Here is a 23,535-nt window from a genome sequence, read left to right on the forward strand (position 1 = left end):
GGGGATGCGACGAGGCGGTGGACACGGCGGTCTCGGCAGGATCACGCATGCCCGCATTGTTCCAGAGCGCCAACGTCCTGAAGCCATCGCGGGATATCGAGCCGGAGTATCGTCAACCCATGCCTTCTTCCCACCCGATCCTGCGCGCCGGCGCGGCCCTTCTGGTCAGCGTTTTGCTTGGTAGCCTGCCGGCGCATGCCGCCGGTGCACCGTCTGCGGCCTTGCTGGCCGCCGTGGATCTGTACCACCACGGCCACTTCGCTGCCGCACAGCGGCGCTTCGAATCCCTGGCCAGGCAGGGCGACCCCGCCGCGCTCCACGATCTGGCTGTGATGCATTTGCGCGGCGAGGCCCACCCCTCCGATGTGCGGACGGCGCGCAGGTTGCTGGAGGCTTCGGCGGCGCGGGGTTTCGTGATGGCACAGATGGCGCTGGGTGAACTGTATGAGAGCCGCCGACTGGGGCCGCCGGATCTGGCGCGCTCGCTGCAGGCTTATCAGAAGGCCGCCGAAGCCGGCAGTGTGGACGCCGAAGTCGCCACCGGAACGGCCTATTTCCTGGGACGAGGCACGGCAGCAGACGACACGCAGGCGCTGCACTGGTACCGGCTGGCCGCCGATGGCGGCGACGTCGGGGCGCAGTACATCCTGGCCTCGATGTTCGAAAAGGGCGACGGTGCGCCGAGTGATCTGCGTTTGGCTCGGTACTGGTACGCTGCGGCAGCAGCCCAGGGCGATGTGGCAGCGCCCTACAAGGTGCGCGAACTCGATGCCCGCCTGGCCGCGGCGGCCCCGGAAGCGGCCTCCGCGGCCGCGTCGGCTACAGCACCACCTTGACCATCGGGTGGCTGGTGAAGGCCCGGTACAGCGCGTCGAGTTGCTCGCGGTCGAGCACCGTCACCGTCACCGTCACGCCCAGGTAGTTGCCGCCCTTGCTGGGACGTGTCTCGATGCTCGCGGCGTCGAACCCGGCATCGAACTGCCGCGCCACGCTCACCACCGCGTCGACGAACCCATCGACGTGCGCCCCCATGACCTTGATCGGAAAGGCGCAGGGATAGGTGATCAGCGACTCGTTGTTGGGCAGGTCGGCCATGAGCGGGGGCTCCGTCAGATCGATTGGTCGCGCTTGGCGCGCTGGTAGGCCTCGAACAGGCGGCCGTAGACCGGCCCGGGCTTGCCGCGCATCGCGCCATGCCCGACCGGCTCGCCATCCAGCCGGGTCACCGAAAGCACTTCCTTGCCGGCCGAGCTCAGCAGGATCTCGTCGGCGGCACGCACATCGGCCTCGCTGATCGGGCGCAGGTTGTAGGCAATGCCCTGGTCTTCGCACAACTCGCGCAGCAACCCGACACGCACGCCTTCCAACACGTGCTCGTTCATCAGCGGCCCCAGCAAAGCCCCTTCGTGCACGATCCAGACATTCGAGGAGGAGCCCTCCGTCAACCACGGTCCGCCATGGGCGCCATCGCGAAACAGCAGCGTCTCGGCCGCACCGGCATCGGCCGAGATCTGCCGCGCCAACACGTTGCCGAGCAGCGAAATGCTCTTGATGTCGCCGCGCTCCCACCGAAAGTCGCGGGCACTGACGCAGGCGGCTCCATGATGACGCTGCTCCGCCGGCAGCGGCTGGAGCGCGTTGGTCATCATGAACACGGTCGGCTCGATGTCCACCGGCATCACATGATCGCGCGGCGCCACGCCGCGGGTGATCTGCAGGTAAAGCACCTGGTCCTCGGCCGGATGGGCAGCGATCAGCCGGCGGGCTCGCCGCAGACACTCGTCGCGACCCATCGGCGCGGCGATGCGCACCTTGTCGAGGTTGCGCGCCAGCCGATCCATGTGCTGGTCGAAGCGAAAGATGCGTCGTCCATAGACCGGCATGGCCTCGTACACGCCGTCTCCGAACAGGAAACCTCGGTCCATCACGGAAACCTTGGCCTCGCGCAACGGCAACACCTCGCCATTGAGCTCACACAGGGTGTCGGGCAACAGGCTCATCGCAAACTCCGGCAACTGACCAGGGGCCTAGATTACTTGATCCAGAGCCGCAGGGCATCCCACGCTCGCCCCAGCAGGCCCGCCTGGGGCACATCGGCCATCACCTGCAGCGGCACGGTGGCGACCACGCTGCCCGCCGCCGTGCTGACCTTGAGCGTGGCCACGCGCTGACCCTTGGTCAGCGGCGCCACCAGCGGATCGGTCCGCTCGATGGAGGTGCGCAAATGCGCCCCCTCGCCCTGCGGCACGTCCACGTACAGCGCGCCATCCACCCCCAATCCCACGGTGTTGCTGCTGCCCTTCCACACCGGCACCGTCACCACCGGCTTGCCCGCCTCGAACAGCCGGACCGCGTCGAATGCGGTGTAGCCCCAGTTGAGCAGCTTCTGGCTTTCGTTGGCACGGCCCAGCTTCGAATCGGCCCCCATCACCACCGAGATCAAGCGGCGCTTGCCGTTCGGGAAGTCACGCTGGGCCGAAGCCATCAGGCAGTAGCCGGCCGCATCGGTGTAGCCGGTCTTCATGCCATCGACCGTCGGATCGCGCCACAGCAGCAGGTTGCGGTTGGTCTGGTGGATGTTGTCGAAGGTGTAATCCTTGATCGAATAGTACGGATAGCGATCGGGAAAGTCGCGAATGATGTGCTCGCCTATCGTCACCAGATCGCGCGCCGTGCTGTGATGGCCCGGCTCGGTCAGCCCGGAGACATTCTTGAAACTGGTGTTCTTCAGGCCCCAGGCCTGGGCCTGCCGGTTCATCATCGCGACGAAGGTGTCGGTGCTGCCGGCCAGGCCCTCGGCCAGCGCGACGGCGGCATCGTTGCCCGAATCCACGATCAGGCCCTTGAGCAGCTCATCCACGGTCGGCGTCATCTTGGGATCGATGAACATCAGCGAGCCGCCGCCCTTGCGCTCGCTCCAGGCCTGCACGCTGACCGGCAGTCGCTGGTCCAGCGACAGCTTGTGGGTGCGTAGCGCATCAAACACCAGGTAGGCCGTCATCAGCTTGGTCAGCGAGGCCGGCTCGGCGGGCGCATCGGCATTGCGTTCAGCCAGGACCTGGTGGGTGGTCATGTCGATCAGCAGGTAAGCCTTGGCGGCAATCTCGGGGGGTTGCAGCGTCTGGGCTTGCGCCCACAGGGGAATCCCCAGCGCGAGCAGGGCGGAGGGCAGCAGCAGTCGGAGTCGGAACATAGGAAGGACGGTTTCGTGAAAAGTATGAAATGCGCAAGGGCCAGGGTGTCAGCCGCCGGACGTCAGTGCCGCCACGAGGAAACCACCAACGACTTCAGCAGAGGCAGTTGGCCGTGAAAGAAATGCCCCACGCCGGGCACCACCACCACGGGCAGCCCCTGTGGGCGAGCCCAGTCCAGCGTGGCCGCCAACGGAACGACCTCGTCGGCCTCGCCGTGCACCACGAGCGTGTCGGGCGGCACCGTGGCGACGGGAAAGTTCACGGTGGCCGGGCCGATCAAGACGAGACGCTCGGCCTTCTGGCCATCGGGCAAGCGGGCGGCCGCCTGCGAGGCGACATAGGCGCCGAACGAGAAGCCGGCCACCGCCAGTGGCAGGGCAGGATCGCGCTGGCTGGCGATCACGGCCAATGCGTCGTCGACCTCGCCGCGACCTTCGTCCCACTGCCCGGCCGAGCGGCCGACGCCGCGGAAATTGAAGCGCACGGCGCGGTAGCCCAACTGGACAAACGCTCGCGCGAGCGTCTGCGCCACCTTGTTGTCCAGGGTGCCGCCATGCTGCGGGTGCGGGTGACAGACCACCGCCACTCCGCGAGGCGGCGCACCATGGGCCGGATCGTCCACGGCGATTTCCAGCAGACCGGCAGGCCCGTCCGTGAATCCACGGCGAGTGTTCGAGTTCATCGGAAGTCAGAGGCGGCCGAAGCCGCAAGGTTCAATCGCGTTTGCGACGGGCTCAGCGTCCCACCTCGGGCGCCAGACGCAGCCGCTCGACCGGGCGGCCGTGCTTCAGGTGCGATTCGACGATCTCGTCGAGGTCGTGCTCGTCGACGTAGGTGTACCAGACGGCTTCGGGATAGACCACCACCACCGGGCCGCCAGCACATCGATCCAGACAGCCGGCCTTGTTCACCCGCACTCCGCCCGGCCCGGCCAGACCGGCCGCCTTGACCGCCGCCTTGCAGTGATCGAACCCCGCCTGCGCCCCTTGCGCCGCGCAGCAGGCCTCGCCGTTGTCGCGCTGGTTGAGGCAGAAGAAGACGTGGTGCTTGAAATAGCTCATGGTCCGATTTTGACACCGCGCTGCAGCGCACCCGGGGCGCGGGCCCCGAATGGCATCAGTCGCGCCGCCCCAGTCGCCCGACCAGCCAGGTGATCGCGGCAAAGGGCCACAGCCACCCCACCCATTCGGACAGGCCATGAAAGCGCACGAACTCGCCTTGCTGCCAGGCCTGCAGGCTGTCGGCGAAATAAGGGTCGGCCGGTGCCTGGGCGACCAGCATCACCAGCGCCGAGAGCGTGACCAGCCCGAGCGCCGCCGCCAGTCGGGGCCCCGCCGCAGCCAGCGCCCCGGCCAAGACCAACGCCAGCGCGAGGCCCGGCAAGACTTCGGGGGTCCACCAGCTCAGCGCATGCGCCGGGCCGAAGTTCAGCGCGGTCGACAAGGTGGTCGCAGCCAGTCCGGACAAGGCCAGCACCAGCGCCAGCACGAGACGGCGCCAGCCCGGGCGGCTGATCGAATAGGCCAGCAGGCAGGGCCCGAGCAAGCCCAGGGTCACCCCCAAGCCCAAGACCTCAGCGGCCGGCGGCTCCACCGGCACCGGCAGATCGCTGATGGTTTCCAGCCAGGCCTGAGCCCATGGCACATCCACGAGCCAGCCGACCCACCAGCTCTGGACCCGCTCCCAGCCCAGTCCAAGCCCGAGCGGAAACGGCGCCGGAAAGAGCATGCCGACAGGCCACAGCAGCAGCAGGCTCAGCGCGCCGGCGCTGCGTCGCACGAACCAGCGATCGCGCGCGGTCTGCCAGCGATCGATCAACGACAGCGCCTGGGCCAGGGCCGCCACCGCTGCGCCGCTGAGTCCGCCGCCGGTGTTCAACAGCCAATCCAGCAGCGAAGGCACACGGGTGGGAACGAAGTTCTGCGTCACCTCCATCGCGTAGGACAGAGCCGACGGCAACAGCACCGCCAGCCACCACACCGGCCAGGGCCGGCCGCCGCTGCGAACGCCCGCCACGTAGAGCAGGAACCCCATCGGCATGTAGCCGACCCAGTTCGTCCAGATGTCGAACGCGATCCGGTAGCGCGGCATCGGCAGGCGCGCCAGTTCGGTCCACTGCGCCCCGGGGGGCCAGGTCCAGCCGGTGAACGGGTACAGGCTGGCATAGACGATCAAGACCGCAAAGACCAGCGCCAGCGGCACGGCCGAACTGCGGTGGGGAACATTCAGGCCGGCCATGGCGGTACAGCGCAGGCAGTCGGGCTCAGAACGGCTTGAGCACCACCAGCAGCACGATCGCGATGAACAGCAGCACCGTCACTTCGTTGAACACCCGGAACCACCGTTCGCTGCGCCGGTTGGCCATCTGCTCGAACGCGCGCATCAGGCCCCGGCAGTGGTAGTGGTAGCCGATCACCCCCAGCACCAGCAGCAGCTTGACGTGCAACCAGCCGCTGCCCGGTCCGCGCCCCACGCCGTAGCCCAGCCACATTACCAGCCCCAGCACCAGGGCCGGCACCATCAGCAGCGTGGCAAAGCGATACAGCTTGCGTGCCATCAACAGCAAGCGCTCTCGCTCGGCGTGGCTGTCGTGCGGCACGCTGGCCAGGTTCACGAAAATCCGCGGCAGGTAGAACAGCCCGGCAAACCAGCTCGCCACGAAAACAATGTGGAAAGCCTTGACCCACAGATACGCTTGACTCATGGCGCCGCATTATGGACGGCCACAAAAGAAAGAGCCCCGGCACCAGGCCGGGGCTGAAAAGCCTTGACGCTGTCATCACGTGAAGGCACCTGCTCAGGGAGGAAAAGCAGGGAGCAACGCCCTCGCAGGCATCGCTCAGCGCGAACTTTAACACCGCCCGGACGGTCTGTACCATAGGCGTTCTGCCAAGACCACGGCCCCCCGCGGGTCTGTGAGGCGGACCCGCGACACGCCTCTTCGACACTCCAGGACCCTCTCGCATGACCCTCCCCGCCTTTCCGCTCAGCCGCCCTCGCCGCCTGCGTCGCGATGCCTTCAGCCGCGCCCTGGTGCGCGAGCATGCCCTCAGCCCTGCCGACCTGATCCTGCCGGTGTTCGTGCTGGACGGGGAACGCCGCGTCGAGGACGTGGCCAGCATGCCCGGCGTGCAGCGCATGTCGATCGACGGTTTGTTCGCCAAGGCCGAGCAATGCCTGGCCCTGGGCGTGCCGGTGATGGCGCTGTTTCCGGTGATCGATCCGGCGTTGAAGACCCCCGACGGACGCGAGGCCACCAACCCGGAGGGCCTGGTACCCCGCGCCGTGCGGGCCTTGAAGACGCGGTTCCCGGAACTCGGCGTGCTCACCGATGTGGCGCTGGACCCGTTCACCAGTCACGGTCAGGACGGGCTGCTCGACGAGCGTGGCTACATCATCAATGACACCACGACCGTGGTGTTGCGCGATCAGGCCCTGGTGCAGGCCGAGGCCGGTGTCGACATCGTCGCGCCGAGCGACATGATGGACGGACGCATCGGCGCGATCCGCCAGGCGCTGGAGGCCAAGGGTCACATCCACACCAAGATCATGGCCTACAGCGCCAAGTACGCCAGCGCCTTCTACGGCCCCTTCCGCGACGCGGTCGGCTCGGCAGCGAACCTGGGCAAGAGCGACAAGAAGACCTATCAGATGGACCCCGCCAACAGCGACGAGGCCTTGCGCGAGGTGGCGCTCGACATCGCCGAAGGGGCCGACATGGTGATGGTCAAGCCCGGCCTGCCCTATCTGGACATCGTGCGCCGCGTGAAGGACGAGTTCCGCATGCCCACCTTCGCCTACCAGGTCAGCGGCGAGTACGCGATGATCAAGGCGGCGGCGAACAACGGCTGGCTGGACCACGACGCGGTGATGATGGAAGCGCTTCTGGCGTTCAAACGGGCAGGAGCCGACGGCGTGCTCACCTATTTCGCCCTCGACGCCGCGACGCTGCTGCGCAACGCCTGAGCGCCCGGCCGCGATGCGCATCTTCCACATCGGCACCGACCATTTCGAGGAGTTGTCCGAACTGCCTGCGACGCTGCCGGACGCCGGCTTCTTGTGGATCGGCAGCGGCCGCCGTCAGTTCGAAGCGCGGGTGTCCGAGCTACAGGTGGGCCTGCAACGCTGGGTCGGTGCCGGGCTGGTGGACCTGCATGTCTCGGACCTGCTGAACCCACAACTCCCGTCCCACTTCGACGACACCTCGTGGTATGACCTGCTGGTCTTTCGCCGCCTCGCGGCCGGATCGGGCAGCAGGGATGGGTCGGTCGATGGCGAGCGCGTCAACCTCGCCTTGGCGTACCGGGCCCTGTCGGCGATCGACACCAGCCCGGTGGGCTTCGCCCTGTTCGACCGCGTGCTGATCACGGTCCATCCCGCCGATTGCCAGGTGCGCGAGTATTTCGCGCACCGCCTAACGCAGCATGCCCAGGAATCCGACTTGCGCGGCACCGCCCGGCTGCCCGTCGGCCCGGCCGAGTTGATGTTGCGCATGACGAATCACATGGTCGACAGCTACCTCGATCTTCGACGCCTGCTGACCCGGTACTTTGCGACGCTGCAAGGCGAGTTGCTCGATCCGCGCAGCCGTTTCGCCGACTGGCCCGCCATCCTGCAATCGCGCGAGGCCCTGCATCTGCTCGAAGACACCTGCGAAGACCAACGCAGCGCGGTGCAGGAATGGATCGACGCGCTGGACGAATGGCCGGTCGAAGGCCATCCGAACGCACAGCGCGAGCGCGACCTGCTGCGAGTGCGCTCGCGCGATGTCCTGGAGCACATCGAGCGGGTGCTGTCGCATGTGCGGCGCCTGGAGCTGTCGGCCGAGGCCGCCGTCCAGATGCACTTCACGGCGGTCGGCCAGCGCACCAACGACATCATGCGCACGCTCACGGTGCTGACGGCGATCTTCCTGCCGCTGAACCTGATCACCGGCATCTTCGGCATGAACTTCGAAGCGATTCCGATGCTGCACCAGCGCGACGGGTTCTGGCTGGCGATGGGCATGATGTTGTCAATTGCCATCGCGCTTGGGTATTTTTTCTGGCGCAAGCGCTACCTGGGAACACATCCGCCCCGCGCGTGAGGATGAACTAGGGGTCTCCGGTTCCACCGCGGGCGCACCGACGCTACGATGGTCCGGCGCGTTGCGCCAAGCACTCAGGGACTCTCACCATGTACATCCACAAGCTCTTGCTGGGCGGCCTGGCCGCCGCTGCTTTGTCGCCTGCCTCGGCGATGAATTTCGACTTCGGCGATCTGACCTACAACGGCGGCATCAACGCCGGCTTTCTGCCGACCGACGGCATCTCCTGCACCGGCGGCGATCTCTGCAGCTCGAACGTCGATCACGGCACCCGCAACGGCGACCTGACCTACACCGCCGGCGGCATGACCGTCAAGGCCACCGGCTCGTACCTGGGATCGACGGCAGCCGTCGTCCAGGATCACGACAATGCCTGGGCCCCCAACCTGCTGAACGGCGCGGGGCTGGGTGTCTATCACCAGTCCAACAACAACAGCGACGACAACATCACTTCGGGCGAGACGCTCACGCTGAGCTTCGACCATCCCGTCACGATCAGCGACATCGGCCTGCGGGCCGACGGCCACAACGTCACCAACTGGGCCCCCGGTGCCACCTTCCTGCTGGATGGCGTGTCCACGGCCCTGCCACTGGGATCCGGCGAGATCAGCGGCCTGCACCTGACCGGCACCACGTTCACCTTCGCCTACGGCGGCCTCAAGGCCAATCAGTTCTACCTGAGTTCCATCAACGCGGTCCAGGCGGTGCCCGAGCCGGCGTCGGCCGCGCTGCTGATGGCGGGCCTGGGGATGCTGGGCCTGGCCCGGCGGCGGCGTACGGCACGCTGAGCCCGGTCGACGCCCCTTCAGCGGCGCTGACGGTAGGGGTCGGCCAAGCCCAGCCCTTGCAGGATCTCGGTCTCGCGCGCCTCCATGGCCTCGGCCTCGACCTCGTCATCCTCGTGGTCGTAGCCCTGGGCATGGAGCGTGCCGTGCACCAGCAGGTGGGCGTAGTGATCTGCCAGAGGCACCTGCAACTCGCTCGCCTCGCGCTCGACCACCGGTGCGCACAGAACCAGGTCGGCCACCACCACCGGTTCGTGGGCATAGTCGAAGGTCAGCACATTGGTTGCGTAGTCCTTGTGACGGTAGTCTCGGTTCAATGCCTGCCCCTCGTCGGCCGAGACGATGCGCACCGTGATTTCACCGGGCGCCTCCAGCGCGGCACGGATCCAGCGCGCCACCTTGTGGCGCGGCAGCACCGCACGGTGGGCCGGATCGGCGAATTGCAGGGACAGGCGTAGCGTCGGCCGACCGTTGGACATCAGCGCGCCTCCTTCTTGTGCAAGGCGTCTTTTTGTTCTCGCTGTGCTTCGTAGGCCTCGACGATGCGAGCCACCAGCGGATGGCGCACCACGTCGGCCGAGGTAAAACGCGTCATGGCCACCCCCTTCACCGATGCAAGCACCTCGGCCGCGTCGATCAGGCCACTGGGCATGCCGCGCGGCAGGTCGATCTGGCTGACGTCCCCCGTGACGACCGCCTTGGCGCCAAAACCGATGCGGGTCAGGAACATCTTCATCTGCTCCGGCGTCGTGTTCTGCGCTTCGTCGAGGATGATGAAGCTGTGGTTCAGCGTGCGTCCGCGCATGAAAGCCAGCGGGGCGATTTCCAGCGTCCCCTTTTCGAAGGCCTTGGTGACACGGTCGAAGCCCATCAGGTCGTAGAGCGCGTCGTACAGCGGCCGCAGGTAGGGGTCGACCTTCTGCGTCAGGTCACCGGGAAGAAAGCCCAGGCGCTCGCCGGCCTCCACCGCCGGGCGGGTCAGCACGATGCGTTGCACGGCGCTGCGCTCCAGGGCGTCCACCGCACAGGCGACCGCGAGGAAGGTCTTGCCGGTCCCCGCCGGCCCGATGCCCAGCGTGATGTCGTGGGCGAGGATCTGCCGCAGGTATTGCACCTGGTTGGGCGTGCGGCCGCACAGATCGGCACGGCGGGTGTGCAGGACGATGTCGCTGTCGCCCGCCGCAGGCACCACGATCGGCTTGTCGCCCCGCAGCAAGTCGTCCAGCGCCAATTGCAGGGTGTCGGCCGGAATCGCCTTCTTTGCCCGCTCGTAGAGCGCCTGCAGCAGCGCCAGCACCTTCTCGGCGTCGCGCTTGCTGCCCTCAATGCGGAAGGTGGCCTGACGCCGCGACAGGGTGACCGGCAGCACCGCCTCGATGGCGCGAAGGTGCGCATCCATCGCACCGCACAGGTGGTTGAGGCGGGTGTTGTCCAGCGGCTCGAAGGTGTGGCGAAGCATCATCGCTGCGATTGTCCGGCAAACGATAATCCCCGTCATGATCGGTCGCCTCACGGGTTTGCTCGCGGAAAAGTCCCCCCCGCTGGTCTTGGTGGACGTGCAGGGCGTCGGCTATGAAGTCGACGTGCCGATGAGCACCTTCTACAACCTGCCCGGCCTGGGCGAGAAGGTCACGCTGCTGGTCCACTTCGTCGTACGCGAAGATGCGCACCTGCTGTACGGCTTCCTCACCCACGAGGAACGCAGCACCTTCCGTGAATTGGTGAAGATTTCCGGTGTCGGGCCTCGCACCGCGCTGTCGCTGTTGTCGGGGCTGTCGGTGGCCGATCTGGCGGGTGCGGTCGCCCGCCAGGAGGGCGCAAGGTTGCAAAAGGTGCCTGGCATCGGCAAGAAGACGGCCGAGCGGCTGCTTCTGGAATTGAAGGGCAAGCTGGGCCCGGACCTCGGCTTGCCGGCCACCCACCTGGCCAACGAGGCCCAGGCCGACATCGTTCAGGCCCTGGTCGCCCTGGGCTACAGCGAGAAGGACGCGGCCGCGGCCTTGAAGAAGCTGCCTCCCGATGTGGGCGTCAGCGACGGCATCAAACTGGCGTTGAAATCGCTGGCCTGACGCACCACACCGCGGGCCGCGACCGAGCGTCCCCCGACCGCCGGCCCGGCGCGGGGGCGCACGGCAGACAGGGTCAGTGGGGCATGGCCATCGGCGCCATGTCATGCTGCGGGCCCGCGCCGGGCATCCCCAGGGCGCGCACCGGCGCATGGATCTCGATGACTTCCTTCTTGCCGTCCTGGTCGACCACGGTCAGCGTCAGCGGCACCTGATCACCCGCCTTCAAGGCCTGCTTCAGGTCCATCAGCATCACATGGTAGCCACCGGGCTGCAGCGTCACCGTCTGCCCGGCCGGCAGGGTCAGTGCGTCGACCGGTCCCATCTTCATCACGTTGCCGTCCATCTTCATCTCATGGACCTGCACCACGCCCGCCACCGGCGATGCCACCGACACCAGCTTGCCGCCGTGTGCCGAGGTGATCTGCATGAAGGCCCCGGTGGCCGTCTGCTGGGCGACGACCCCGCGCACCCAGGCGTCCTTGACCGTCGTCTGGGCCCACACAGGCGTGGTCAGCGCGACGGCACACAGGCTGGCCAGCAGCCGGCTTTTGGAAAGAAACATGGACATCCTCGCATCGGCCGGCCGGAGATTGAACGAAGTCGCGCAGCGGCCAGACCTGAGCTGCGCGACCGAGAGATGGCGGAGACCCGCGGCGGGCCGCCTCGTCACGACGGCGTCACCAGCGGCACCGCACGCTGGCGCCCGTCACTGCGGGTCAGGCCCGCGGGCCAGGAACTGTCCCGCAGTCTGGCCGCACTGACGCTGACGCTCTGGCGCTGGCGGCTGTCGACCAGTTGGCGGCGCTTGAGATTGGCCAGGATCCGGGACACCGTCTCCGGCGCCGTATCGATGATGGCCGCCATGTCCTTGATGGTCGGCAGTGCGAAGCGGCTGTCGCCTTCGGCCCACGGCGCGTCCGCCGGCGCCAGCAGCAGCAGCAGATGCTTCAGGCGCTCCTGCGCCGGCCCGCTGCGCAACGCAATCAAGTCGTCGTTGCGCCGCTGCTGCTGGATCAGGCCGTCGACCAGCGCGCTGCGCCGCTCGGCGTCGCCGAGCAGGCTGCGCCGCACGACCGTGCTGGGCACGATCGCCCGCGCCGTGAAGGCATGGGGATAGGCTGCCAGCACTTCCAGCCCCAACAGATCGCCGGGCAGCGCGATCTGCGCGAAGCGTTCACCTTCGCGGCTGACCCGGTCCAGGCGCAATGCGCCACTGGCGAGTTGCCAGACGGTGCCGGCAGCCCCGGCGTCAAACAAAGCCTCGCCCGAGGCGAGCGCCGTCGGCGCTTCGGGCGCCGACCGGTTGATGAGATCGAAATTCATGTCGAGAGTCCCTGAGGCCGGCGGCGGCGCCCAAGGCGCGCGGCCGACCAGACAACACTGAACGCGGCAGGCCGCAGCCCTGCCGACGGACAAACCGCTCAGGTCTCGCAGGGAGGCGCTCGGGGTTGCGCGTCACAGCGCCAGATCGCCGGCGCCACCGCCGGCGGGCGGGCGCCCACCAGCACATCGCGGCCAGGCCATGACAGGACAGGCAGGGAAGTCGGGGGCGCCATCGCCACCGTCGCCAGGCCGCACATCGGGCAGTGGCGCAGGTGGTGCAGCACGCCCGCAGCCAGATCCAGCGGGGCGCGGCTCTCATCGTCCAGCGCGGAGTGCACGCCGTCGTCGGAACACAGCACGTCCCAATAACCGCCGTCCGCACGCCAAGTCGCCGCCGCATTGGACAGCGTAGGGGCGAACACCACGCCGAAGATCGCGAGGAAGACGATCCAGGACAGGCGCCGCAGACGAAGTTGCGTCGAGGCAATCACGGTTGAATTGTAGGCAGGGTGCGAGAGGGCTGCAGCGATCCAGGTCAAGTCGTCGCGCTGGCGAAGCCGGCCCTCGCCGGCGCGCCGCTTGTGGCGATAATGCCTGTATGTCCATCCAGACCGACGACTTCGGCGACCTGCCGGCACGCCCGGCCACGCGCGTGGTCACCGCCAGCCCCGCCACCCCGCAGGAAGAGGCGCTGGAGCGGGCGCTGCGCCCCAAGGGACTGACCGACTACGTGGGTCAGGTGAAGGCGCGCGAGCAGCTGGAAATCTTCATCGGCGCGGCGCGCAAGCGATCCGAGGCGATGGACCATGTGCTGCTGTTCGGTCCGCCCGGCTTGGGCAAGACGACGCTCAGCCACATCATCGCCACCGAACTGGGCGTCAATCTGCGCCAGACCTCGGGGCCGGTGCTGGAAAAGCCCAAGGACCTGGCGGCCATCCTGACCAATCTCGAAAAGAACGACGTGCTGTTCATCGACGAGATCCACCGCCTCAGCCCGGTGGTGGAGGAGATCCTCTACCCGGCGCTGGAGGACTACCAGATCGACATCATGATCGGCGAGGGGCCGGCGGCCCGTTCGATCAAGCTCGACCTGCAGCCCTTCACGCTGGTGGGCGCCACCACCCGCGCCGGCATGCTGACCAACCCGCTGCGCGACCGCTTCGGCATCGTCGCGCGCCTGGAGTTCTACACCGCCGATGAATTGACCCGCATCGTCACCCGTTCGGCAGGCTTGCTCAATGCCCCGATCGACCCCGACGGTGCGCTGGAGATCGCACGGCGCAGCCGGGGCACCCCACGCATCGCCAACCGCCTGCTGCGCCGCGTGCGCGACTATGCCGACGTCAAAGGCACGGGACACATCAGCATGGCGATCGCCGATGCGGCGCTGAAGATGCTGGACGTCGATCCGGTCGGCTTCGACGTGATGGACCGCAAGCTGCTCGACGCCGTGGTGCACCGGTTCGACGGCGGCCCGGTGGGTCTGGACAACGTCGCGGCGGCGATCGGCGAGGAGCCCGGCACGATCGAAGACGTGATCGAGCCCTACCTGATCCAGCAGGGTTACCTGCAACGCACGCCGCGCGGACGCGTCGCGACGCTGCTGGCCTACCGGCATCTGGGTCTGACGCCGCCGCAACGCGGCGGCGACCTGTTCGAAGGCTGATCCGAGGTCAGAACGCCCACTGGGCGCCTAGCGATCCGATGACCCGGGGTGTCAACTGAATGCCGTTGAGGTGCTGATACACCGGCACCTGGAGGTTCACATACGGCGAGAAGCGTCGCGACACCGGCAGTGCAGCCCCGACGGTCAGGTAGACCAGCGTGCCGCCGGTCGCGAACGTATCGGCGGCTTGACCGGAGTCCGCTTTCGCGGCTCTGGCGTTGAGCTGAAGCATGGGAACGATGGACGGCAGGCCGACGTAATGAGCGCCAAGACTCAGGTTCAGGCTGTTGCCCGGCTTGTAGGAGCCCCCTGCCATCCCGGAGCTGTTCAGAGCCATCTGCACGCTGGCTTGCGCGAAATAGCGCCACGCGGGTGACAGGCCACCGAATCGATAGGCGCCCAGCAACAGGTCCGTGGTGCCGGTGCCCCGCTGCAGGCCAGGGTCCACCGCCGTGCTGCCGTCACTCGCGCGCTGGTCTTTGGCTCCGGTGGGGAGCTTCAGACCCAGGGTGAGCCCGACGTCCTTCTGGATCGAAAACCCGAAGTAGCGCGCCACCACGCGCACGTCGCCCCAACCGCTGGCCGACGACACATAGGCCCCGTTCGCCGGATCGAACGTCACCCCATCGCTGCCAACCCCCAGGGTGCTGTGGTTGCGGTTGATGTAGGGCAGGCTCAGGCTCACGCCCCAGGCTCGGCCATCGCTGTGATCCAGCGTTGCCGTCAGATAGTGGTTGTTGGTGTCGCGCTCGACCTCGGCCGGCCCGCCGGTCTGCGGGTTGACGGCCACGGCCGCCGCCGTGGGCGAGATCGTTCCGGAGCCGGACCAAAGCGTGTTCTGGTCCAGGAAGTCGTAGCGCAGGTCCAGGCTCCAGCCCGGCGTGGTCGCCAGCCCCTGGACCTGCCAGTCGGAATTGATGCTGCAGCCGCAACTCGCGCAGGCCCACGCCGAACCGGCAGGCAGCGCCGCCAAGGCGGTCAGCAAGATCGGGCTTGAAATCTTCATCTCGGTTCTCCAAAGAGCTCCAAAGCGGGCTGCGCTCCGCGGCCCGCGCACAGTTCGGCACACCGCCAGCACGCGGCCGCGGTGAGGTCGTCAAAGAGAGGTTCGGGGTCGCGACACGTCGCCCGGCCAAGCCGGAGCACGGTGGACCAGGGGAGGTCAGGCGCGCGGCGGTGCGCGCGGCGGAGGACGGGTGAAGCCCGTTTGTCGACGGACTGCGCATGCAACCCGCCGAGGCGCCGCCAAGCCGGTGCCGCGGATCGGCACGACCGGCACGCCCTGGCTGGGCAGACCCAGGCCCAGCGCATTGATCGTGCAAAAGACGCAATGGCCGTGAAAGGGCGTCGCCGGCTGGCCGGGTGCGGCCGGGCCCCGCAGAGCCGGACCCTCGCCAGCGCTGCAGACCTGCCCCGCATCGCCGAAGTCCGACGACGTGGAGGCAAAGGCCACGCCGAAGGTGGCCGACAGCGTCCCAAACAGCAGGACGGCGGTCAGCCAGCCTGAAATTCGGCGACGCAGGGCACGGGTCATGCGGTCATGATAGCGACCGCTCGCGGTACCGCCCGGCGCAGTCTTTTCGTTCAGGCCGAGGCGGCGACCGCAGCGCGGCGCCGCAGCCGCCACGCCAGCACTTCCCCAACGAAGCCGCGCCGGAATGCGACCACGCAGACCACGAAGGTCGCGCCGATGATCACCGTCACCCAGGAGCCGACCAGGTCCGCCAGCACGTTCTGCAAACCGACCACGGTGAAGGCGCCCAGCACCGGACCGAAGAAAGTGCCGGTGCCGCCCAGCAAGGTCATCAGGATGACCTCGCCCGAGGTCGACTGCAGCACGTCGGTCAGGCTTGCCAAACCGAGCGTCAAGGCCTTGAGCGAGCCGGCCAGCCCCGCGATCGAGGCCGACAGCACGAAGGCCAGCAGTTTGTAGCGATCGACTTCGTAACCCAGCGAGATCGCACGCGGCTCGTTCTCGCGGATCGCCTTGAGCACCTGCCCATAGGGCGAGTGCACGATGCGGCGGATCAGCAGGAACACGCCGACGAACACGGCCAGCACGAAGTAGTACATGCTGTCATCGGAATGCAGCGACACCAGGCCGAACAAGCTGCCGCGCTTGACGCCCTGGATGCCGTTCTCGCCGCCCGTGAATGGTGCCTGCAGGCACACGAAATAGACCAGCTGGCCGAGCGCCAAAGTGATCATCGCGAAGTAGATGCCCTGCCTGCGGATCGCGATGGCACCGATCACCAGCCCCAGCAGCGCCGCCGTCAGCACGCCGGCCAGGATGCTTTCGACCGTGTCCCAGTGCCGGGCCACGATCAACCAGCTCGTCACGTAGGACGAGAAGCCGAAGAAGGCCGCATGGCCGAAGGACAGCATGCCGGAATAACCCAGCAGCAGGTTGAAGGCACAGGCGAACATCGCGAAGCAGAGCAGTTGCATCACGAGTACCGGGTAGATCCCCAGCAACGGCACGGCCAGAGCCAGCAGCAGCAGGGCGCCGTAGGCGATCATCGTCAGACGCATCGGATCACACCTTCCCGAACAGACCGGCGGGGCGCCAGATCAAGACCACGGCCATGATCAGGAACACGACCACACTGGACGCCTCGGGGTAGACGACCTTGGTCAGCCCCTCGACCATGCCCAGCACCAAACCGCTGACGATCGCGCCGAAGATCGAGCCCATGCCGCCGATCACCACCACCGCGAACACCACCACCACCAGCGACGACCCCATCAGCGGCGTGACCTGGATCACCGGCGCCGCGAGCACGCCGGCCAGCGCCGCCAGCGCGACCCCGCTGCCGAAGGTGAGCATCACGATCAACGGCACATTGGTGCCGAAGGCCTGCACCAGGCGGGGGTTCTCGGTCGCCGCGCGCAAGGTCGAGCCGAGCCGCGTGTGTTCGATGATGAACCAGGTGGAGAAGCACACCACCAGCGACGCCGCGATGACCCAGGCGCGGTAGATCGGCAGGATCATGAAGCCCAGGTTGAACACGCCTTGCAACGCATCGGGCACCGGATAGGACTGGCCCGAGGAGCCGTAATGGTCGCGCATCACGCCTTCGGCGATCAAGGCCAGGCCGAAGGTCAGCAGCAGGCCATAGAGCGGGTCGAGCTGGTACAGGTGGCGCAGCAGCAGGCGTTCGAGCACGATGCCCAGCGCCCCCACCACCAGCGGCGCCAGCACCAGCGCGGCCCAGTAATTGATGCCCAACGAGTCGAGTCCGACATACGCGGCGTAGGCGCCGAGCATGTAGAACGCGCCGTGGGCGAAGTTGACCACGCCCAGCAGGCCGAAAATCACCGCCAGGCCCAGGCTGAGCATGGCGTAGAAGGAACCGTTGACCAGGCCCAGCATCAACTGGCCCAGGATCACCGGCAGTGGGTAGCCAAAGATTTCGGTCATGCGGCGTAGCTGTTCATGAGATCGGCGGACGCATCACGCGTCCGCCGGATTCGCCTCAGTGCTTGGCGATCGGGCAAGCCCCGGTGATCGGGCCGAAGGCCTCTTCGCCGGTCATGTCCTTGACGAGCTTGTAGTAGTCCCAGGGGTACTTGGACTCGGCCGGGGTCTTCACCTGCATCACGTACATGTGGTGGACCATCAGGCCATCGGCGCGGATGTAGCCGCCCTTGGCGAAGAAGTCGTTGATCTTGGTCTTCTTCATCTCGGCCATGACCTTGTCCGAGTCGGTCGAGCCGACCGCCTTGACCGCCTTCAGGTAGTGCATCACGGCCGAGTAGTAGGCCGCCTGGTTCATCGTCGGCTCTTTCTTCATCACCTCGAAATAGCGCTTGCCGAACGCGCGCGTCTCGGGGTTCAGGTCCCAGTACCAACCCGTCGTCAGGTACAGGCCCTGGGCGGTCTTCAGCCCCAGGCTGTGGATGTCCGAGATGAAGGCCAGCAGCGCGGCCGGCTTCATGGTCTTGGTCAGGCCGAACTCCTGCGCGGCCTTGAGCGAGTTGGTGAAGTCGCCGCCCGCGTTGGCCAGGCCCAGCACCTGGGCACCGGAGCCCTGGGCCTGGAGCAGGAAGGACGAGAAGTCGGAGGTCGACAGCGGCACCCGCACCTCGCCCATCGATTTGCCGCCGTTGGCCGTCACGACCTTGGTGGCGGCATCGCGCAGCTGCGTGCCGAACGCATAGTCGGCGGTCAGGAAGTACCAGTTCTTGCCACCGTTCTTGACGATGGTGCTGGCCGTGCCGTTGGCCAGTGCGGTGGTGTCGTAGGCATAGTGCACGGTGTAGGGCGTGCAATCCTGGTTGGTCAGCGAGGCGCCCGCCGCGCCGATCGCGATGAACGGCACCTTCTTCGCGGCCGCCACCTTGGCCATCGCGATCGACACGCCGGTGTTCGAGCCGCCCAGCACCATGTTGACGCCGTTCTGGTCGGCCCACTCGCGGAACTTGGAAGCGCCGATGTCCGGCTTGTTCTGGTGGTCCGTGCTCAGCAGCACGATCTTCTTGCCCAGCACCGTGCCGCCGAAATCGGCGATGGCCATCTTGGCGGCCTCGATGCCGCCCTGGCCGATCACGTCCGAGTAGACACCCGACAAATCGTCGATGTCGCCGATCACCACCTCATTGCCAGCGGCGCGCGCCGCCGATGCCGCCATCAGGCCGCCGAGTGCCACGCTCGCCGCGATGGCCAGTGTCTTGCGCTTCATGCATCTCTCCTTCGTTTGAAAAACAGCTCACACACCGAGGAACTCGTGCAACATCTCCATGTTGGCTGCCAGTTCGGACTGCGCAAATTGCTGCACGATCCGACCATGCTCCATCACGAAGAAGCGATCCGCCAGCGGTGCAGCAAAGCGGAAGTTCTGTTCAACCATCACGATCGTGTAGCCGCTCTTGCGCAGCGTGCGGATCATCTCGGCCAGCGCCTGCACGATCACCGGCGCCAACCCTTCCGAGATCTCGTCGAGCAGCAGAAGTTTCGCGCCGGTGCGCAGGATGCGACCCACCGCCAGCATCTGCTGCTCGCCACCCGAGAGGCGGGTGCCCTGGCTGGCCGAGCGCTCGCGCAGGTTGGGGAACATCGCGTAGATCTGCTCGACGCTCATGCCGCCGGCCGCCAGCGTCGGCGGCAGCATCAGGTTCTCTTCGGTCGACAGGCTGGAGAAAATGCCGCGCTCTTCCGGGCAATAGCCAACGCCCAGACGCGCGATGCGGTGGGTCGCCATCGAGATGGTCTCGGTGCCGCGTACCTTGATCGAGCCCTTGCGCGCGCCGATCAACCCCATGATGGCCCGCATCGTGCTGGTGCGCCCCGAGCCGTTACGGCCCAGCAGCGTCACGACCTCGCCCTCGTTGACGTGGAAGTCGACACCATGCAGCACGTGGGATTCGCCGTACCAGCCCTGCAGGCCGGCGACTTCCAGGAATGGCACGGCCATCAATGCGCCCCTTTCAGCTCGGCATCGGCGCTGCCCATGTAGGCCTCGATCACCGCAGGATTCTTCGACACTTCCGCGTACGGCCCTTCGGCCAGCGTGGCGCCGCGCTGCAAGACCGTGATGGTGTCGGCGATGCTCGACACCACGCTCATGTTGTGCTCGACCATCAGCACCGTGCGGTCCGCGGCCACCCGCTTGATCAGCTGGCGGATGCGATCCACGTCTTCCAGCCCCATGCCCTGGGTCGGTTCGTCCAGCAGCATCAGTTTCGGGCTCATCGCCAGCGTCGTCGCGATCTCCAGCGCCCGCTTGCGCCCGTAGCTGAGTTCGACCGCGGGGATCTGCGCGTAACGGGTCAGGTCGACCTCGTCCAGCAAGGCCATGGCGCGGTCGTCCAGCACCGTGAGCGAGCGCTCGGAACGCCAGAAATCGAACGAGGTGCGCAGCTGGCGCTGCAGCGCGACGCGGACGTTCTCCAGCACCGTCAGGTGGGGAAACACGGCCGAGATCTGGAACGACCGGATCACGCCGCGCCGTGCGATCGCCGCCGGCGATTCGCCGGTGATGTCGTGACCGTCGAAGGTGATCGTGCCGCGCGTCGGCGTCAAAAACTTGGTCAGCAGGTTGAAACAAGTGGTCTTGCCCGCGCCATTCGGGCCGATCAGCGCATGGATGCTGCCGCGCCGCACCTGAAGGTTGACCTTGCTCACGGCGACGAAGCCCTTGAACTCCTTGGTGAGTTCGCGGGTTTCGAGAAGGATGTCGTTCTGGCTCATGAGGTTCTCGGCTTGGCGGCGGCGGGCCGCGCCGGCGCCTTCGATCGCAGCGGCGCCGGTGCCTTGCCGCCCAGGCGTTCGGTCAACAGGCCGGCCGCCTTCAGCACCGCGTCTCGCAGCCGCGGCGCGACTTCACGCTGGCGCCCCGCCATGTGCACGCAGATGCCCAGCCCCGCCACCGGCCGGCCGAGCGCATCGAACACCGGCGCGCCGATGGCGTACACGCCCTCGCGTACCGCCTGGTCGTCGACGCTGAAACCCTGCGCCCGCACCTGCGCCAGCTCCTTCATCACTTCCGCCACCGAACGCTCTCTCTGGCCGACCAGCGGCGCCAGCGGGCCCGCGCCCAGGATGCGCCGCACGGTGTCGGCATCCTGGAACGCCAGCTGAGCCTTGCCCGTGGCCGCCAGCCACGCCGGCAGGCGCATGCCGACCTTGAACGCGAGGCCCAGCGGCCATTTGCCCTGGCGGGTCGCGATATAGGCGACCTCGCTGCCGTTGAGCACCGACAGGATCACCGTTTCCTCGGGCGCTGCCGCGGCGTCGGGCCAGAGCGCGTTGAACTCCTGAGCCACCTCGGTGCTCTCGACGAAGGCCTCGGCCAGCGACATCACCCGCGGCCCGAGACGGAACGCGCCATCATCCTGCCGCCGCAGATAGCCGTGGCTCAGCAAGGTGGTGCACAAGCCGTGCACGCTGCTCTTGGGCAACGACAGTTCGGTCGCCAGTCGCGCCATGCTCATCGGCTCGCGCTGCTGCGCCAGGTGATCCAGCAGCGACAGGGCCCGATCGACCGCGGGCACCAGCGCCGGCCGCGGCAACGCCGCCGCAGGCGGGCGCTTGCGGGTCGGGCGAGCGGGGGCTGACAGGGTCACAGCGTGCATCGAGTCCGTTGGGCGGTAGTACAGCAACCGGTCCGACTCGGATGAGCCGGTTCAGCCTGCTGAATACAAGTTCAGCAGGTCGAACGCAGTGTAGGCACGGCCACCGGCTTCGACGATGACCGGCGCGGGCATTCGCGGGAAAGTCCGCACAGGGATTGCCCTGAACGCGCCGCGGCGACGGACTCAGCCGGCACGCTCGGCCGCAGGGTCGGCGGGCGGCATGCACAGGCGCCCGGTCGCCCACAGACCGAGCGTGATCGACAGCGCCGCCCCCGCCTGCTGCCCCCCGCTCATCGTCTGCGCCCGCCAGAGCAGCACCGCCGTCGCCGACAGCAATCCGAGGAACAGCCCCGTCGCCAGCGCTGCCCGCAGACGTCCCAGGGTCGGGTCGAAGCGAGGCCGGTGCAGGTCGAACGGCGGGGCCGGAAAGCGCTCGGCGACATCGGCCGGCCGCCAGCCGGGCGGCCCCCACCACAACGCCAGCTTGTCGGCCCAGCGGCGGGTCTGCCAGGTGTCGCGCAGCAGCTTCGCGTACACCTCCGCATTGGCCCACAGCGGGTCCCAACTGCGCAGCGGGGTCCGCGTGCCGTAGACGATGGGCTCGAGGTCGTCCTCTTCGACGAAGGTGCCGAACAGCCGGTCCCAGACCATCAGGATGCCGCCGTAGTTCTTGTCGAGGTAGCGATCGTTCACGGCATGGTGCACGCGGTGGTTGCTGGGCGAACAGAGCCAGCGGTCGAACCACCTCAGGCGACCGATCTGGCGGGTATGGACCCAGAACTGGTAGAGCAGGTCGATCAGCGCCAGCGTCCCGAACACCTGCGGCGGAAAGCCGATCACCGCCATCGGCAGGTAGAACACCCAGCCGGCCAGCCAGCCGGTGCCGGTCTGGCGCAGGGCGGTCGACAGGTTGTAGTCCTCGCTCTGGTGGTGCACGGCATGCGCGGCCCACAGCAGCGCGACCCGGTGGCCTGCACGGTGCAGCGCGTAGTACAGCAGGTCGTACAGCAGCAGACCGGCGACCCACACGGCCGGCGACGAGGCCGGCAGCCGCCACACCGCCAGATGCTCGTAGACCCCGCTGTACAAGCCGATCGCGAACAGGCGCGTGAACAGGCCGACGATCTGGCTGAACACGCCCAGGCCCAGGCTGGACAAGGTGTCGTGCAGGCGGTAGGTGTTGCGGCCGCGGCGCCAGCCGATGACGAACTCGACGCCCATCATCAGCAGGAAGACCGGCATGGCGAGAACGATGATCTGGGCGGGTGTCATGGGCGGCGCGGCGGGCGCCGCATCATGCCCCGGGCGGGCGACCCCGCGAGACTGGGGAAAACCTGCAGCCCGGTCGCGCCAGCTTCAGGCAGCGTGGCCGACGCGGTCGCTCGATTCGTCGAGCGAGCCGTCGTCCAGATGCTGCACGTCCGCCCAGCCCACCAGCGTGAAACCCCGTCCGTTGAACAGCAACCGGTTGACACCGGTGTTGGGCAACTCCCAGGTGCGGGGCGCATCCAGCGCCATGTGCGAGGCGGCCCGGTACAGGCAGTCCAGCACACCGCCGTGGGCAACCATCAGCACGCTCTGTCCGGGGTGGGCCGCCGCCAGACGCACCGCGCAGGCGAGCACGCGGTCGAAGAATCCTTGCAGCGTCTCGCCCTGCTCGGGGCCGAAGCCGGGCTCGCGCCGCCGCCACCGCTCGCTCAACTCGGGCCAGCGCTGCTCGACTTCGGCATAGGTGTGGCCTTGCCAGACGCCGAAGCAGCGCTCCCGCAGGCCGGCATCGGTGCGCAGCGGCAGACCCAGCCGATGCGCCACCGCCTCGGCCGTCTCGCGGGCCCGGGACAGGTCGCTGCTGTAGACCACGTCCGGCGCGTCATGGCTCAGCGCCGCGGCGACGCGGCGCGCCTGTTCGCGGCCTCGGTCGTTCAAGGGGATGTCGAGCTGGCCTTGCAGCCGGGTGTCGACGTTCCAGGCGGTCTCGCCATGACGCACCGCGATCACTCGCGTCGGGTCGACGGCGCTCACCAGACGACCGGCTCGTCAGCGGCCAGCGCCCGCTTGAGCATCTCGACGAAAGGCCAGGCACGTTGGTGCAGGGAAATCGGGTCAGGGTGTTCCGCGTCGTCCGCGACCACGTTGCCATGCGCCCGCAGCGCGTCGTCCGCCGCGATCGCGGCATGCAGCGCGTCGATCGCCGCGGCCATCGCCGCCGGCTCGATGATGCCTTGTGGCGCGGGCGTCTTGCCGATCAGCGTCAGCACCTGGTGGCCATTCGGCCCCAGCATGATCACGTCGCCGGCGACCTTGCATCTGAACTTGTAAATCATGGCGGAGCCTTGTG

The 23,535-nt window shown here is 67.6% G+C and carries 29 protein-coding genes; 6 read left to right on the plus strand and 23 right to left on the minus strand.

Annotation, left to right across the window (positions count from 1 at the left end; translation table 11 throughout):
• Positions 1-47: 47 nt before the first annotated feature.
• A complete protein-coding gene (locus AC0N04_RS02320; protein WP_474278194.1) occupies positions 48-836 on the plus strand; it encodes a tetratricopeptide repeat protein in 789 nt (262 codons plus the stop codon).
• On the opposite strand, the gene AC0N04_RS02325 is transcribed toward AC0N04_RS02320, so the two are convergent.
• From AC0N04_RS02325 to AC0N04_RS02355, 7 genes are all read right to left on the minus strand, one after another.
• Positions 820-1,095, minus strand: a complete 276-nt coding sequence (locus tag AC0N04_RS02325; protein WP_474278196.1) for a YbeD family protein — start codon at positions 1,093-1,095, stop codon at positions 820-822. The two genes, AC0N04_RS02320 and AC0N04_RS02325, sit on opposite strands and share 17 nt — an antisense overlap.
• A 14-nt stretch (positions 1,096-1,109) precedes the next feature.
• Entirely contained in the window at positions 1,110-2,000 is an 891-nt protein-coding gene (locus tag AC0N04_RS02330; protein ID WP_474278198.1) for an aminotransferase class IV, read from the minus strand.
• Positions 2,001-2,032: 32 nt separating this feature from the next.
• A complete protein-coding gene (locus tag AC0N04_RS02335; RefSeq protein WP_474278200.1) occupies positions 2,033-3,193 on the minus strand; it encodes a D-alanyl-D-alanine carboxypeptidase family protein in 1,161 nt (386 codons plus the stop codon).
• A 62-nt stretch (positions 3,194-3,255) separates the two neighbouring features.
• Positions 3,256-3,876, minus strand: coding sequence for an alpha/beta hydrolase (locus AC0N04_RS02340; RefSeq protein ID WP_474278202.1), 621 nt, complete (start codon positions 3,874-3,876; stop codon positions 3,256-3,258).
• 52 nt (positions 3,877-3,928) lie between these two features.
• On the minus strand, positions 3,929-4,255 hold the full coding sequence (locus AC0N04_RS02345; RefSeq protein WP_474278204.1) for a (2Fe-2S) ferredoxin domain-containing protein: 327 nt from the start codon (positions 4,253-4,255) through the stop codon (positions 3,929-3,931).
• Between the two features lie 55 nt (positions 4,256-4,310).
• The gene (locus tag AC0N04_RS02350; protein WP_474278206.1) at positions 4,311-5,432 is read right to left on the minus strand and encodes a VanZ family protein; all 1,122 of its coding nucleotides are present in this window, start codon (positions 5,430-5,432) and stop codon (positions 4,311-4,313) included.
• A gap of 25 nt (positions 5,433-5,457) precedes the next feature.
• Positions 5,458-5,898: a CopD family protein gene (locus AC0N04_RS02355; protein WP_474278208.1), complete on the minus strand. Its 441-nt coding sequence runs from the start codon at positions 5,896-5,898 to the stop codon at positions 5,458-5,460.
• A gap of 260 nt (positions 5,899-6,158) precedes the next feature.
• Here AC0N04_RS02355 and hemB point away from each other — a divergent pair, with 260 nt between their 5' ends.
• The 3 genes from hemB to AC0N04_RS02370 all read left to right on the plus strand — a co-directional run bounded on the left by hemB (position 6,159) and on the right by AC0N04_RS02370 (position 9,068).
• Positions 6,159-7,160, plus strand: coding sequence for a porphobilinogen synthase (gene hemB / locus AC0N04_RS02360; protein ID WP_474278210.1), 1,002 nt, complete (start codon positions 6,159-6,161; stop codon positions 7,158-7,160).
• A gap of 13 nt (positions 7,161-7,173) precedes the next feature.
• Complete coding sequence (locus AC0N04_RS02365; RefSeq protein WP_474278212.1) at positions 7,174-8,280, plus strand: magnesium transporter CorA family protein; 1,107 nt, start codon at positions 7,174-7,176, stop codon at positions 8,278-8,280.
• A gap of 89 nt (positions 8,281-8,369) precedes the next feature.
• Positions 8,370-9,068 carry a PEP-CTERM sorting domain-containing protein gene (locus AC0N04_RS02370; protein ID WP_474278214.1) on the plus strand — a complete coding sequence of 233 codons (699 nt, stop codon included), beginning with the start codon at positions 8,370-8,372 and terminating at the stop codon, positions 9,066-9,068.
• A gap of 17 nt (positions 9,069-9,085) precedes the next feature.
• Here AC0N04_RS02370 and ybeY read toward each other — a convergent pair whose 3' ends face one another.
• Together ybeY and AC0N04_RS02380 are read right to left on the minus strand one after the other, a co-directional pair.
• Positions 9,086-9,544 (minus strand): rRNA maturation RNase YbeY, encoded by a 459-nt coding sequence (gene ybeY, locus AC0N04_RS02375; RefSeq protein WP_474278216.1) that lies wholly within the window; start codon positions 9,542-9,544, stop codon positions 9,086-9,088.
• Positions 9,544-10,527, minus strand: a complete 984-nt coding sequence (locus AC0N04_RS02380) for a PhoH family protein (RefSeq protein WP_474278218.1) — start codon at positions 10,525-10,527, stop codon at positions 9,544-9,546. Before AC0N04_RS02380 ends, ybeY begins: the two co-directional genes overlap by 1 nt.
• 34 nt (positions 10,528-10,561) lie before the next feature.
• On the opposite strand from AC0N04_RS02380, the gene ruvA reads away from it, so the two are divergent.
• Positions 10,562-11,134: a Holliday junction branch migration protein RuvA gene (ruvA, locus tag AC0N04_RS02385; RefSeq protein WP_474278220.1), complete on the plus strand. Its 573-nt coding sequence runs from the start codon at positions 10,562-10,564 to the stop codon at positions 11,132-11,134.
• A gap of 73 nt (positions 11,135-11,207) precedes the next feature.
• Here the strand turns inward: ruvA and AC0N04_RS02390 are convergent, their stop codons facing one another.
• The 3 genes from AC0N04_RS02390 to AC0N04_RS02400 all read right to left on the minus strand — a co-directional run bounded on the left by AC0N04_RS02390 (position 11,208) and on the right by AC0N04_RS02400 (position 12,948).
• Positions 11,208-11,702, minus strand: a complete 495-nt coding sequence (locus tag AC0N04_RS02390; RefSeq protein WP_474278222.1) for a copper chaperone PCu(A)C — start codon at positions 11,700-11,702, stop codon at positions 11,208-11,210.
• A 98-nt stretch (positions 11,703-11,800) separates the two neighbouring features.
• Positions 11,801-12,457 (minus strand): Crp/Fnr family transcriptional regulator, encoded by a 657-nt coding sequence (locus AC0N04_RS02395; RefSeq protein ID WP_474278224.1) that lies wholly within the window; start codon positions 12,455-12,457, stop codon positions 11,801-11,803.
• Positions 12,458-12,555: 98 nt separating this feature from the next.
• The gene (locus tag AC0N04_RS02400; RefSeq protein WP_474278226.1) at positions 12,556-12,948 is read right to left on the minus strand and encodes a DUF2946 domain-containing protein; all 393 of its coding nucleotides are present in this window, start codon (positions 12,946-12,948) and stop codon (positions 12,556-12,558) included.
• 107 nt (positions 12,949-13,055) lie between these two features.
• Between AC0N04_RS02400 and ruvB the strand changes: the two genes are divergently transcribed.
• On the plus strand, positions 13,056-14,123 hold the full coding sequence (gene ruvB / locus AC0N04_RS02405; RefSeq protein WP_474278228.1) for a Holliday junction branch migration DNA helicase RuvB: 1,068 nt from the start codon (positions 13,056-13,058) through the stop codon (positions 14,121-14,123).
• A gap of 7 nt (positions 14,124-14,130) precedes the next feature.
• On the opposite strand, the gene AC0N04_RS02410 is transcribed toward ruvB, so the two are convergent.
• The 11 genes from AC0N04_RS02410 to AC0N04_RS02460 form a co-directional block, all read right to left on the minus strand.
• On the minus strand, positions 14,131-15,129 hold the full coding sequence (locus AC0N04_RS02410) for a TonB-dependent receptor (RefSeq protein WP_474278230.1): 999 nt from the start codon (positions 15,127-15,129) through the stop codon (positions 14,131-14,133).
• Between the two features lie 156 nt (positions 15,130-15,285).
• On the minus strand, positions 15,286-15,657 hold the full coding sequence (locus AC0N04_RS02415; RefSeq protein WP_474278232.1) for a DUF2946 family protein: 372 nt from the start codon (positions 15,655-15,657) through the stop codon (positions 15,286-15,288).
• Between the two features lie 50 nt (positions 15,658-15,707).
• A complete protein-coding gene (locus tag AC0N04_RS02420; protein WP_474278234.1) occupies positions 15,708-16,655 on the minus strand; it encodes a branched-chain amino acid ABC transporter permease in 948 nt (315 codons plus the stop codon).
• 4 nt (positions 16,656-16,659) lie between these two features.
• Positions 16,660-17,544 (minus strand): branched-chain amino acid ABC transporter permease, encoded by an 885-nt coding sequence (locus AC0N04_RS02425; RefSeq protein WP_474278236.1) that lies wholly within the window; start codon positions 17,542-17,544, stop codon positions 16,660-16,662.
• A gap of 55 nt (positions 17,545-17,599) precedes the next feature.
• Positions 17,600-18,805 (minus strand): ABC transporter substrate-binding protein, encoded by a 1,206-nt coding sequence (locus tag AC0N04_RS02430; RefSeq protein ID WP_474278238.1) that lies wholly within the window; start codon positions 18,803-18,805, stop codon positions 17,600-17,602.
• A 27-nt stretch (positions 18,806-18,832) separates the two neighbouring features.
• On the minus strand, positions 18,833-19,537 hold the full coding sequence (locus tag AC0N04_RS02435) for an ABC transporter ATP-binding protein (RefSeq protein ID WP_474278240.1): 705 nt from the start codon (positions 19,535-19,537) through the stop codon (positions 18,833-18,835).
• Complete coding sequence (locus tag AC0N04_RS02440) at positions 19,537-20,313, minus strand: ABC transporter ATP-binding protein (protein ID WP_474278242.1); 777 nt, start codon at positions 20,311-20,313, stop codon at positions 19,537-19,539. The genes AC0N04_RS02435 and AC0N04_RS02440 overlap by 1 nt, the downstream gene beginning before the upstream one ends.
• Entirely contained in the window at positions 20,310-21,188 is an 879-nt protein-coding gene (locus AC0N04_RS02445; protein ID WP_474278244.1) for an IclR family transcriptional regulator, read from the minus strand. The genes AC0N04_RS02440 and AC0N04_RS02445 overlap by 4 nt, the downstream gene beginning before the upstream one ends.
• A 192-nt stretch (positions 21,189-21,380) precedes the next feature.
• Positions 21,381-22,469 (minus strand): sterol desaturase family protein, encoded by a 1,089-nt coding sequence (locus AC0N04_RS02450; protein ID WP_474278246.1) that lies wholly within the window; start codon positions 22,467-22,469, stop codon positions 21,381-21,383.
• Positions 22,470-22,553: 84 nt separating this feature from the next.
• Positions 22,554-23,219, minus strand: a complete 666-nt coding sequence (locus tag AC0N04_RS02455; protein ID WP_474278248.1) for a histidine phosphatase family protein — start codon at positions 23,217-23,219, stop codon at positions 22,554-22,556.
• Positions 23,216-23,521 carry a DUF1840 domain-containing protein gene (locus AC0N04_RS02460; protein WP_474278250.1) on the minus strand — a complete coding sequence of 102 codons (306 nt, stop codon included), beginning with the start codon at positions 23,519-23,521 and terminating at the stop codon, positions 23,216-23,218. The genes AC0N04_RS02455 and AC0N04_RS02460 overlap by 4 nt, the downstream gene beginning before the upstream one ends.
• Positions 23,522-23,535 lie beyond the last annotated feature (14 nt).

Source organism: Ideonella sp. sgz306126, from assembly GCF_056032705.1.